Here is a 12,299-nt window from a genome sequence, read left to right on the forward strand (position 1 = left end):
TTCAGGATATTGATATTCTTCAAAGAGTTGCGAAAGTAATTCTATAACGTGGTTTTGTTTTATAGTAAAAGAAAAATAATCTTTTAAAATCCTTCGTGTGTGAACGTCAATTATAGATAGTAAATAAGCATTTTTACCAACACTTGGCACCCATACCATCTTAATATCCATCTCTAAACATTGCATTGGTCTAGAGGTATAAACCTTTCTAAATTTCACAAACTTACGACCAGAACCACTTCTCTTAATTCTGTTTTCTAGCTTTAGTAGACCTTCTTCTTTCATTATTCGATATAGTTTTTTATGATTTATAGTATATCCATCTCTTTTTAAGTAGCTGGTCATTAGACGATAACCACAATCTATAAATTCGTTTTTTAATATTTTCTTAATGGAATTTACCACCACTGACTGTTCGACAAAACCTTTGGTTTGATGAAAAGTTGTTAGTGTAGGAGCATTTCCTTTTTTGCCAAGACTAGGTTCCCTGTAGTAACTACTAGCCACTATACCTACCATCTTTATGATTTTAGCTTTGCTACACTTATGTTTCTCGTAAGTATTATTTACTAAATCTTTCTTGGATCGCATGTCCCAAACTTTTTTTTTAAAAGCTCCTTTTGTATTTCCAACTCAATTTCTCTGTCGCTTAACAGCTTACGTAGAATACGATTCTCTTCCACGACCTCTTTATGTTCTTTAGACTTAGTGTCATAAGTAACTTTTAAGCCAGCTTCTCCTTTGTGATCATGCTTCTTCTTCCAGTTATATAAAGTGCCTGTACTAACACCATATTTGCGGCAAGCCTCAACAATACCAATTTCTTCTGAACTAGCTAAGATTTCTAGCTTCTGATCTAAAGTCCATTTCTTGTATTTCATGTTTCAAATATATAAGTTTGAAATTTAAAATAACACTCCGAACTTATCGGGGGCTAAACTATTCCTGATTTTAAATTTTACTGCTTTTATATCAATTGGCTATGATAAATACCTGGCTAAACGCTATAAAAACAGGATTTCAGAGAGAATGCTTTTGACATTAGTTTTAATTGGCGGAACAATTGGTTCTGCAGTGGGAATGCTTATTTTTAAACATAAAACAGTCAAGAAAACCTATCTAATTAAATTTTGGAGTATTGTACTATTGCAGATTTTTGCGGTAGCTATATATTTAAATAACAGTAAATAGTACAATAGAAATATGATTATCATTTCAATAAATCCTAATTTAGTATGTCAATCATACAGATAGATTGAAATAATTACATGTTTAACGCAGTATAAAAAACCACAAAAATATTTTATATTAATAATATTTTTGTGGTTTTATTTTATATGAATATGCTTACTAGTAAGAAATTTTATCCACTCTATTTTGATGTCTACCACCTTCAAATTCAGTATTTAAAAATACATCTACCATCTCTACTGCTTGCTGAATTGAAGTGTACCGAGCAGGAATACTAATTATATTAGCGTCATTATGTTGGCGCGCTAAAATCGCAATTTCTTTAATCCAACATAAAGCAGCACGCACTTTTTGATGTTTGTTAGCTGTCATTGCAATTCCGTTTCCGCTACCGCAAATGATAATTCCAAATTCAGCTTTTTGCTCAGAAACATCTGTTGCAACTGGATGACCAAAATCAGGATAATCAACGCTATCATTAGAATCAGTTCCATAATTTATTACCTGATGCCCTTTTGCGATAAGCATTTCAACAATTGCCTTTTTATAATCAGGTGCGGCGTGATCGTTTCCTATAGAAATTTTCATAAAATTTAATTAAGTTGTGTATTGCAAATTTAATTAAAGTAATTAAGTTTTGGGCTTTATTAAAAAATTACAACTGTAATAATTTAAATAAAAAATAGAAATAGTGATTATGGTGTAACCATCTTTAAATCAGAAGAGTAAATAGTAATTACTAATTGTTAATCAATATTATTATTTTAAGTTTTTTGTAAAATAGTAACATTGTTAACAGTGAAATGTAATTACTTGATTTTCAGTTGACTTTAAATTAACAGTAGTTGTTAATAACTTGAGATAGAAAATAAGAAGTAAATAGTAGATGTATTGAAATAAATTGTAATCCAAAACGCAGTTTTAAAAACCTAATTTAGTTTGAGCTATTTTTAGAATAGTTATTAATATTAGAAAGTAGTTTATTAACAATAATTTTAAAAAGAGTTATTTACAAAATCATATACTTTTGAGTTATTAACGATTGTTAATTAAAAAAGAGAAGGGCTTTAAAACTAAACCTTTATTCCAATATAACTATGTTGATAACTCGCAATAAAATAATTAAACTTGATTTTGATCACTTTTAAAATAATTTTATTGTCACTATTAACATGCTATAATAACAACCAAGAAAGATTTTAAATTTAAATTTTCTTTTTGTTTATATTAATATATGTTGACAACTTTGAAAAAATAAATTTTAGAAACTAGAGCTGAAATCAAACAATTTTCAAGTTGTTATTCAAATGATCCAATAATGCTTGCACTTTTTCAAAATCTTTAAAATGAATTTTAAGTTTAATTCCGCCATAAGCAAAGCTTGCAAACGGATCCACAGAAACGATGGTTTCATTTTCAAAAAAGTAATGAATTTCTTCTTGTTCTAGTAAGTGTTTAATAACTACTATCTCGTGTGAATAATTAAAAATGGCAATAGTGCGAAATTCTTCCATATTTTGTTGTTTTGATAAAGATACAACTATTCTGTAAAGTTATATTTTCTTTAAATCTATGTAGTCTTTTCGAATAACAGTTTACTATTTTGTAATTTTAGACCTTTAAGAACAGATTTATGAGTAAAAGATTAAGAAAGCCGGTAAAAAAAGGGAAAGACTTCTCTGAAAAAATAGTAAAAATATTATCGCAAAGTGCTAATAAAGCATTCAATTACAAACAAATAGGAGTTAGGCTAGAGTTAGATGATACCGAAAGTAGAAACCAAATTATTAAAGATTTGAAAATTCTTGCTTCTAAAAATACAATTATAGAATCAGAACCAGGAAAATATCTAATTAAAGCGGTTAGTAAAGATTATTACGAAGGCAAAATAGATATGACAGGGCGTAGAACAGCTTATTTTGTTTGTTCAGAATTAGAAGAAGATGTTTTTATTCCTACCAATAATTTAAATCATGCTTTAGACAAAGACATGGTTAAAGTATATGTCTATAATCGAAGAAAAGGTAAAAAACCAGAGGGAGAAGTTATTGAAGTTATTGAAAGAAACAAAACTGATTTTGTGGGTGTTATTGACATTCAAGCAAATTTTGCTTTCGTTTCTACTGCAAATCCAAAAATGTATACTGATATTTTTATTCCAAAGGATAAAATAGGTGAGGCACAGCAAGGCGATGTCGTTTTAGTTCATATTGAAGATTGGCCAGCAAGAGCTGATAGTCCTTTTGGGTCAGTGATCAAAGTTTTAGGAAAACCTGGAGAACACGATACTGAAATTCATGCAATCCTTGCTGAATATGGGTTGCCATCTGAATTTCCTATAGAAGTTGAGACATTTGCACAAAAAATTGATACTTCTATAACTGAAAGTGAAATTGCAAAACGTCGTGATATGCGGGAAACTTTAACCTTCACTATTGACCCAAAAGACGCTAAAGACTTTGATGATGCACTTTCTTTTAAAGAATTAGAAAATGGTAACTTCGAAATTGGTATCCATATCGCTGATGTTTCCTATTATTTAGAACAGGGAACAATTTTAGATGACGAAGCTTACCAACGTGCAACTTCTGTTTATTTAGTTGATAGGGTAGTACCTATGTTGCCTGAAGTCTTATCTAATTTTGCTTGTTCATTGCGTCCAAATGAGGAGAAATATACATTCTCTGCCATTTTCGAAATCAATGAAAAAGCTCAGGTAATGAATCAATGGTTTGGAAGAACTGTAATCTATTCAGACCAACGTTTTGCTTACGAGGAAGCACAATATATCATAGAATCAAAAGAGGATACAATTCCAGCAGAAACTTCTATCACTGGAGCTTCATACCAAGTTTCTAAGGAGATTGTTGCAGCGACACTTAAAATGGATGAATTAGCTAAAATTCTTAGAAAAAAGAGAATGGCTGAAGGAGCTATAACTTTTGATAAAGTAGAAGTGAAATTCAACCTAGATGAGGAGGGCGAGCCTCAAGGTGTTTATTTTAAAGTTTCTAAAGATGCTAATCATTTAATTGAAGAATTTATGCTTTTGGCTAATAGGAAAGTGGCAGAATACATCGGAAAGCAAAAGAAGACTTTTATTTATAGAATACATGATGAACCTAATGAGGATAAATTAATAGCCATGCAAACCGTAATTGCGAAGTTTGGTTATAAAATAGATTTTCGTAATAAAGGGGATATTTCTAAGTCACTAAATGCTTTGATGGAAGAAGTAAATGGTAAAAAAGAGCAAAATCTAATTGATACTTTAGCAATTCGAAGTATGAGTAAGGCTAAATATTCTACAGATAATATAGGTCATTACGGTTTAGCTTTTGATTATTATTCTCATTTTACGTCACCTATTCGTCGTTATCCCGATGTTATGGTGCATCGCTTATTGCAGCACTATTTAGATGGTGGAAAATCAGTTGATGAAGAGACGTATGAAACCAAGTGTTTGCACTCCTCAACAATGGAAGGTTTAGCTACTCATGCTGAGAGAGATTCTATAAAATATATGCAAGTAAAATACATGCAAGATCATAAAGATGAAGAGTTTTTAGGAGTTATATCTGGTGTTACTGAGTGGGGAATTTATGTAGAAATCATCGAGAATAAGTGTGAAGGAATGTGCAGAATTAGAGATATCAAGGAGGATTATTATACTTTTGATGAAAAACAATATGCATTAACAGGAGCTACAACTGGAAAATTATTACAATTAGGAGACGAAATTTACGTTAAAGTAAAAACTGCCGATTTAGTTAAAAAACAACTCGATTTTAATTTCATAAGAAGAAGTGAAGAATCATCAAATTAAAAAAAATGAAAAAATTAGTAATTATTGTATTAATATTTTTAAGCCAGATTTCAATTGCACAAGTAACTAGAAACTTAGGAGATTTTGATGAAGTTAAAGTATTTGACAAGATCAATGTTAAGTTAATTCCAGCTTCAGAAAATAAGATAGTCATTACAGGTTCTCGAGCTGAGGAGGTTCAAATGGTCAATAAAAATGGTGAATTAAAAATCAGAATGCCATTTCCTAAACTTTTATCAGGTGATGATATTATGATAAAATTATATTATAAAAGATTGGAAAGCATTTCAGTAAGTGAGGGAAGTTACATCTCAAGTGAAAATGATTTTAAACAAACTAGTTTAGATTTACATTCTACAAGCGGTGGCGAAATAAATTTAAAAGTAAATGTTGACAAGATTAGCATTAAAGCAAATGCTGGTGGAATTGTGAATATATCAGGTAAAGCGACCAATCAAAATGTAAAAATCACATCCGGTGGTATATTAAACGCAAAAGATTTAGAGACAGCTCAAACTACTATAAGTGTTTCTGCAGGCGGCCAATCTGAGGTTCGTGCTAGCACTTTAGTTGATGCTAAAGTAAAAGCTGGAGGTTCTATTTATATTTATGGTAAACCAAAACAAATAAACCAAGATATTTTTATTGGTGGGACGATTTTAGAAAAAAATTAGTATTTTACCGTTTATTTTGGCGCAATAAATTTATATTTTTAATGATAAATGATATTTTAGCTGGTATTCCTTGGGGAATATTTTTAAGTTTTATGATAGGTCCTGTTTTTTTTATTTTACTTGAAACTAGTATTATAAAAGGATTCAGAGCAGCATTGGTATTTGATTTAGGAGTAATTTTAGGAGATATTGTTTTTATTGCAGTAGCATACTTAGGAAGTTTTAGATTAATTCAAAGTTTACAAGATAAACCAGCTCTTTTTATTTTTGGTGGTTTGCTGATGTTAGTTTATGGAATTATTTCTTTTATAAAACTAAAAAAAGAAAAGAAAGTCAACACAGATATAATTGATAAAGAAATCATTAGAAAAAACTATGGAAGTTTATTTGTAAAAGGTTTTTTTTTAAATATTATTAATATTGGTGTGTTGGGTTTTTGGTTAGCAGTTATTATATCTGTAGGTCCTAAATTAGAAATGCAAACCTCGAGAATGCTCACTTTTTTTATAACAGTAGTTTTAACATATTTGATTGTTGATTGTATTAAAATATTATTGGCAAAGCAGTTAAAAAATAAATTAACACCTGTAAATATTTTAAAGATAAAAAAAGGAATAAGCATAGTTTTAATGATTTTTGGAACGGTTTTAATTACACAAGGTTGGTTTCCAAAAGAAAAAGAAATGGTAAAAAATGCATTAGAGAAAATTGATAAATAATATTTTTAAAAAATTGATATTTGAGATAATCCTGATTGTGAATATAGGTTCATAATTAGGATTTTTTTAGCTTTAAAAGAATTTTAAATCTATAAGACATTTCCGAATCATTTTTAATTCTTATGAATTTAATGAAGTTATAGGCAGCATTGCATCCATTCCAATTGTCACGCTGAAAGCGTCTCAACAACTTTTAGCAACCTAAAAGAGATGCATCCTTCGTGACAATGTTATTACTTAAAATTATAGTTAATTATTTTATTTTTTGTTAACTTAATGAAGTTGCTGATATGATTCTATCCATTCCAATTGTCACTTTGTAAGCGTCTCTACAACTTTGAGCAACTTAATAGAGATTCTTCTAACATGACAATTTTAGTACTTAAAAATTATAGTTAATTATCACATTTATTATGAATTTTATGCCGTAATTATTATTTATTGCATCCATTCTAATTGTCACGCTGTAGGCATCTCAACAACTTTAAGCTTATTAGAAGAGATGCTTCCAGCATGCCATTGGTATTACTTAAAAATTATAGTTAATTATCATATTTGTTATGAATTTTATTTCATAATTATTATTTATTGTATCCATTCCAATTTTCACGCTGTAAGCATCTCAACAACTTTGAGCAAATTAGTAGAGATGCTTCCAGCATGACAATTTTGGTAATTAAAAATTTGAAATAAAAAAAACCTCCAAGTTTCCTTGAAGGTTTTAGAGACATCGTCTGGATTCGAACGCTATATTTAATTAATTTTTCTTAAAAATTTAAAATAAAAAAAAACCTTCAAGTTTACCTGAAGGTTTTAGAGGCATCGTCCGGATTCGAACGCTATATTTAATTTATTTTTCTTAAAAATGTGAAATAATAAAAAACCTCCAAGTTTCCTTGAAGGTTTTAGAGGCATCGTCCGGATTCGAACGCTATATTTAATTAATTTTTCTTAAAAATTTGAAATAATATAAAACCTCCAAGTTTCCTTGAAGGTTTTAGAGGCATCGTCCGGATTCGAACGCTATATTTAATTAATTTTTCTTAAAAATTTGAAATAATAAAAAACCTCCAAGTTTCCTTGAAGGTTTTAGAGGCATCGTCTGGATTCGAACGCTATATTTAATTAATTTTTCTTAAAAATTTGAAATAAAAAAAACCTCCAAGTTCCTTGAAGGTTTTAGAGGCATCGTCCGGATTCGAACGCTATATTTAATTAATTTTTCTTAAAAATTTGAAATAATAAAAAACCTCCAAGTTTCTTTGAAGGTTTTAGAGGCATCGTCCGGATTCGAACGCTATATTTAATTAATTTTTCTTAAAAATTTGAAATAATAAAAAACCTCCAAGTTTCCTTGAAGGTTTTAGAGGCATCGTCTGGATTCGAACGCTATATTTAATTAATTTTTCTTAAAAATTTGAAATAAAAAAAACCTCCAAGTTTCTTTGAAGGTTTTAGAGGCATCGTCTGGATTCGAACGCTATATTTAATTAATTTTTCTTAAAAATTTGAAATAAAAAAAACCTCCAAGTTTCCTTGAAGGTTTTAGAGGCATCGTCTGGATTCGAACGCTATACTTTATTAATTTTTCTTAAAAATTTGAAATAATAAAAAACCTCCAAGTTTCCTTGAAGGTTTTAGAGGCATCGTCCGGATTCGAACGCTATATTTTATTAATTTTTCTTAAAAATTTGAAATAAAAAAAACCTCCAAGTTTCCTTGAAGGTTTTAGAGGCATCGTCCGGATTCGAACGCTATATTTTATTAAATTTTCTTAAAAATTTGAAATAATAAAAAACCTCCAAGTTTCTTTGAAGGTTTTAGAGGCATCGTCTGGATTCGAACGCTATATTTAATTAATTTTTCTTAAAAATTTGAAATAAAAAAAACCTCCAAGTTCCTTGAAGGTTTTAGAGGCATCGTCCGGATTCGAACGCTATATTTTATTAATTTTTCTTAAAAATTTGAAATAATAAAAAACCTCCAAGTTTCTCTGAAGGTTTTAGAGGCATCGTCTGGATTCGAACGCTATATTTAATTAATTTTTCTTAAAAATTTGAAATAAAAAAAACCTCCAAGTTTCCTTGAAGGTTTTAGAGGCATCGTCCGGATTCGAACGCTATATTTAATTAATTTTTCTTGAAAATTTGAAATAAAAAAAACCTCCAAGTTTCCTTGAAGGTTTTAGAGGCATCGTCTGGATTCGAACGCTATATTTTATTAATTTTTCTTAAAAATTTGAAATAATAAAAAACCTCCAAGTTTCTTGAAGGTTTTAGAGGCATCGTCCGGATTCGAACGCTATATTTAATTAATTTTTCTTAAAAATTTGAAATAAAAAAAACCTCCAAGTTTCCTTGAAGGTTTTAGAGGCATCGTCTGGATTCGAACGCTATATTTTATTAATTTTCTTAAAAATTTGAAATAATAAAAAACCTCCAAGTTTCCTTGAAGGTTTTAGAGGCATCGTCCGGATTCGAACCGGAGTAGGAGCTTTTGCAGAGCCCAGCCTAGCCGCTCGGCCACGACGCCATTTATTTAATGGGTTGCAAATGTACTATAAAAAATCCAAATTCCAAATCGAAATTCTCAATATAAAGATAATTCTCAATATTTTAAATCTGAAATCTAAAATTGTTAATCAATAATCATAATTCTTTAACTTCTATACTCTTCCATCTCAATAGTAACTGCTTCTACATCACCACCAATAGGAGGGTTAAGTTTAGAAACACCAACAATGATTCTTGATATTTCAGGAATTTCGTTAAATATTCTTGTTAGAATTCGATGTGCCACATGTTCTAATAAATCGGCTCGGATAGCCATTTCGTCAACTACAATTTGATTTAAAAGTACATAATCGACGGTGTCTTTTAGATTATCTGAAATACTCGATTTTCTTAAATCAGTTTTAACTTCCAAATTCACGATATAATCAGATCCAATTTTTCCTTCCTCAATTAAACATCCGTGATATGAGTAGGTTCTAATATTTTTTAGCTTTATAATTCCCATTTTCTATTTTCTATTTTCTATTTTTTATCTTTGCTAAAATTAAGAAAAATTATGTCAACTGAAGAAAAATCACTCCATTTTATAGAACAAATTATTGAAGACAGTTTAACTAATGGATTTCCAAAGGATAAATTACGCTTTCGATTTCCACCGGAACCAAATGGTTATTTGCACATAGGTCATGCTAAATCTATCTGTTTAAACTTTGGGTTAGGCTTAAAGTATCAAGCTCCAGTGAATCTTCGTTTTGATGACACGAATCCTGCTAAAGAAGAGCAGGAATATGTAGACGCCATTAAGGAAGACGTGAAATGGTTAGGGTTTAATTGGAGTGAAGAATTGTATTCATCTGATTATTTTCAGCAATTATATGATTGGGCGGTTGCAATGATAAAAAATGATAAAGCGTATGTAGATAGTCAATCATCTGAAGATATGGCTAATCAAAAAGGTTCTCCTACGCAACTAGGCGTTGACGGTCCTTTCAGAAATCGTTCCGTGCAGGAGAATTTAGACCTATTTAATGCAATGAAAAATGGTGATTATCCTGAAGGAAGTCATGTGCTCAGAGCTAAAATTGATATGAAATCTACTAATATGTTGATGCGTGACCCATTGATGTATCGTATTTTACATCGTCATCATCATAGAACGGGAAACGACTGGAATATTTATCCTATGTATGATTATGCGCATGGTGAAAGTGATTATGTAGAGCAAGTGTCGCACTCCATTTGTACATTAGAGTTTGTAATGCATCGTGAATTGTACAATTGGTTTTTAGACCAAATTTATGATCACAATAGAGTTAGACCACATCAATATGAATTTGCGCGTTTAAACCTGAACTATACGGTAATGAGCAAGCGAAAACTGTTGCAGTTAGTACATGAAAATATTGTAAATGGATGGGATGATCCAAGAATGCCCACAATATCTGGATTGAGAAGACGAGGTTATACCGCTGCGTCTATCCGTAAATTTTGTGATATTATTGGCGTTGCCAAAAGAGAAAATATAATTGATTATTCACTTCTAGAGTTTTGCTTGCGTGAAGATCTAAATAAAACGGCTCCAAGAGTGATGGCTGTGTTAGATCCTATTAAATTAGTTATTTCTAATTATCCAGTAGACAAAGAGGAATGGCTAGATGCTGAAAATAACCAAGAAGATCAATCAGCAGGTTATAGAAAAGTACCTTTCTCAAGAGAATTATATATTGAAAGAGATGATTTTCTCGAAGAAGCTCCTGCTAAATTCTTTAGATTGAGTATAGGTCGGGAAGTGCGACTAAAAAATGCTTATATTATTAAGGGAGAAAATGTTATAAAGGATGTTTCAGGAAATATTACTGAAATTCATGTCACTTATGATGAAGATAGTAAAAGTGGGAGTGGGAGTGAAGCCAGCCTGCGTAAAGTTGCTGCAACACTTCACTGGGTTTCAATAAAACATGCTTTAGAAACTGAAATTCGTCTTTATGATAGACTATTTATTGATGAAGCACCCGACAGTCACAAGGAGAAAAATTTCTTAGAATTTATGAATCCTAATTCTTTAGAAATCATTAAAGGATTTGTTGAACCTAGTTTAGCAGATGTTAAAGCTGGAGAAAAATTCCAATTTCAACGTTTGGGATATTTTAATGTTGATAATGATTCTTCTCGTTACAAAATTGTTTTTAACAAAACGGTTGGTTTAAAAGATGCTTGGGAAGAAAAAGGAAAAAAGGAAGAGAATTTATTGATGAATACACAAAAAGAAATCAATAAATATGTAAAAGAAAAAGAAGAGAATAATGCTCTATTGATCTTAAATTCAATTAATGATAATATTAGCACTATTGATAATTATAGTTTGCTGGTAAACACGATTATCAAAAATATTAAAAATGACAATAATTCGTTATTATTTTCAAATTTGATTTTACAACAATCTGAAAAAGTCAATTTTAAAGATATTGAAGAAGATTCATTATCGAAATTATATTCTATGTCATTAAGAAGTCAGTTAGCAGCGGTTAGAATTTTGGCACTTAAGAATCTACAAAATGATTCAGATAATTTTAGTCTTTTTCAAACTCAGCTTTCTGAATTAAAAAAGATTGAAAAAAATGAGAAAGTATTACAACTCTTAAATGATTTAAAAATTTAAAACAATATTTCAATAATAAGTTTTAGTGATTAAAAGCTCTCTTCTTAGAGGGCTTTTATTATTATTAATTAAAACTATGGTGATTAAAATTATGATTTATAAATTCTATTAAATTTGATCATCATAAATGGATTTTAAGAGTTAATTTATAATTTTACCTGTGCAATTCAAAAGATTAAATTTTGATTCATTAGCGTGCTTTAAAATACTTTTTGTAATGTTATGTCGTAGTTTACTTAGTTATTAATGATATATTCTAAATATTGTTGTAACTTTAAAAAACAAACTTTAAAAAATATAATTATGTCTAATAGTACTGGAAATACATTTATAGCTGTTCTGGCAGGAATTGCTATTGGAGCAGGAGTAGGGATTTTATACGCCCCTGAAAAAGGTTCTAAAACTCGAAAAAAAATTAATGAAGGTCTTAGTGATGCTAAAAATGATTTACATCAAAAATACGATACTGTTTCAGCTCAAATGAGTGATAAAATAACTGTTGCTAAATTTGACTTAGAAGAAACATATCAAGATTTAGTTTCAAATATGAGTCACAAGACTGAAGATGTCATTTCTTTTTTAGAAAATAAATTAGCTGATTTAAAAAAGCGTAATGCTACGCTTCAAAAATAATTTAATTAAAATCTATAATTTTAGTTGTTAAAATTTATTATTACAAATTAGTATTGTAAAAAGTAACAATTATAAAAAAAGAGG

Annotated in this window: 11 protein-coding genes and 1 tRNA gene; 6 read left to right on the forward strand and 6 right to left on the reverse strand. The window is 29.5% G+C overall.

Going from position 1 to position 12,299, the window contains the following annotated elements:
• Window positions 1–591 (reverse strand): IS3 family transposase (locus RCH18_RS04540; protein WP_326935570.1); only part of this gene is annotated, 591 nt, incomplete at its 3' end.
• The gene (locus RCH18_RS04545) at window positions 570–881 is read right to left on the reverse strand and encodes a transposase (RefSeq protein ID WP_326935571.1); all 312 of its coding nucleotides are present in this window, start codon (window positions 879–881) and stop codon (window positions 570–572) included. The genes RCH18_RS04540 and RCH18_RS04545, both read right to left, overlap by 22 nt.
• A gap of 67 nt (window positions 882–948) precedes the next feature.
• On the opposite strand from RCH18_RS04545, the gene RCH18_RS04550 reads away from it, so the two are divergent.
• A complete protein-coding gene (locus tag RCH18_RS04550) occupies window positions 949–1,191 on the forward strand; it encodes a DUF1294 domain-containing protein (protein WP_326935707.1) in 243 nt (80 codons plus the stop codon).
• 159 nt (window positions 1,192–1,350) lie between these two features.
• On the opposite strand, the gene rpiB is transcribed toward RCH18_RS04550, so the two are convergent.
• Window positions 1,351–1,779, reverse strand: coding sequence for a ribose 5-phosphate isomerase B (gene rpiB, locus RCH18_RS04555; RefSeq protein WP_326935572.1), 429 nt, complete (start codon window positions 1,777–1,779; stop codon window positions 1,351–1,353).
• A 692-nt stretch (window positions 1,780–2,471) separates the two neighbouring features.
• Window positions 2,472–2,705, reverse strand: coding sequence for a DUF2007 domain-containing protein (locus RCH18_RS04560; protein ID WP_326935573.1), 234 nt, complete (start codon window positions 2,703–2,705; stop codon window positions 2,472–2,474).
• A gap of 119 nt (window positions 2,706–2,824) precedes the next feature.
• On the opposite strand from RCH18_RS04560, the gene rnr reads away from it, so the two are divergent.
• From rnr to RCH18_RS04575, 3 genes are read left to right on the forward strand one after another with little or no spacing between them, the layout of a single operon-like run.
• On the forward strand, window positions 2,825–5,017 hold the full coding sequence (gene rnr / locus RCH18_RS04565; protein WP_326935574.1) for a ribonuclease R: 2,193 nt from the start codon (window positions 2,825–2,827) through the stop codon (window positions 5,015–5,017).
• Window positions 5,018–5,022: 5 nt separating this feature from the next.
• Window positions 5,023–5,691 carry a head GIN domain-containing protein gene (locus RCH18_RS04570; protein ID WP_326935575.1) on the forward strand — a complete coding sequence of 223 codons (669 nt, stop codon included), beginning with the start codon at window positions 5,023–5,025 and terminating at the stop codon, window positions 5,689–5,691.
• Window positions 5,692–5,732: 41 nt separating this feature from the next.
• A complete protein-coding gene (locus RCH18_RS04575; protein ID WP_326935576.1) occupies window positions 5,733–6,410 on the forward strand; it encodes a LysE family translocator in 678 nt (225 codons plus the stop codon).
• A 2,461-nt stretch (window positions 6,411–8,871) separates the two neighbouring features.
• Here the strand turns inward: RCH18_RS04575 and RCH18_RS04580 are convergent.
• Both RCH18_RS04580 and folB read right to left on the reverse strand, forming a co-directional pair.
• Window positions 8,872–8,942, reverse strand: a tRNA-Cys gene (locus RCH18_RS04580).
• Window positions 8,943–9,068: 126 nt separating this feature from the next.
• Window positions 9,069–9,428 (reverse strand): dihydroneopterin aldolase, encoded by a 360-nt coding sequence (gene folB / locus RCH18_RS04585; RefSeq protein ID WP_326935577.1) that lies wholly within the window; start codon window positions 9,426–9,428, stop codon window positions 9,069–9,071.
• Window positions 9,429–9,479: 51 nt separating this feature from the next.
• On the opposite strand from folB, the gene RCH18_RS04590 reads away from it, so the two are divergent.
• Window positions 9,480–11,582: a glutamine--tRNA ligase/YqeY domain fusion protein gene (locus RCH18_RS04590; protein ID WP_326935578.1), complete on the forward strand. Its 2,103-nt coding sequence runs from the start codon at window positions 9,480–9,482 to the stop codon at window positions 11,580–11,582.
• Between the two features lie 303 nt (window positions 11,583–11,885).
• Window positions 11,886–12,215 carry a YtxH domain-containing protein gene (locus RCH18_RS04595; protein WP_326935579.1) on the forward strand — a complete coding sequence of 110 codons (330 nt, stop codon included), beginning with the start codon at window positions 11,886–11,888 and terminating at the stop codon, window positions 12,213–12,215.
• Window positions 12,216–12,299 lie beyond the last annotated feature (84 nt).

The sequence above is a fragment of the Flavobacterium sp. PL11 genome (assembly GCF_035985025.1).
Lineage (GTDB): Bacteria > Bacteroidota > Bacteroidia > Flavobacteriales > Flavobacteriaceae > Flavobacterium.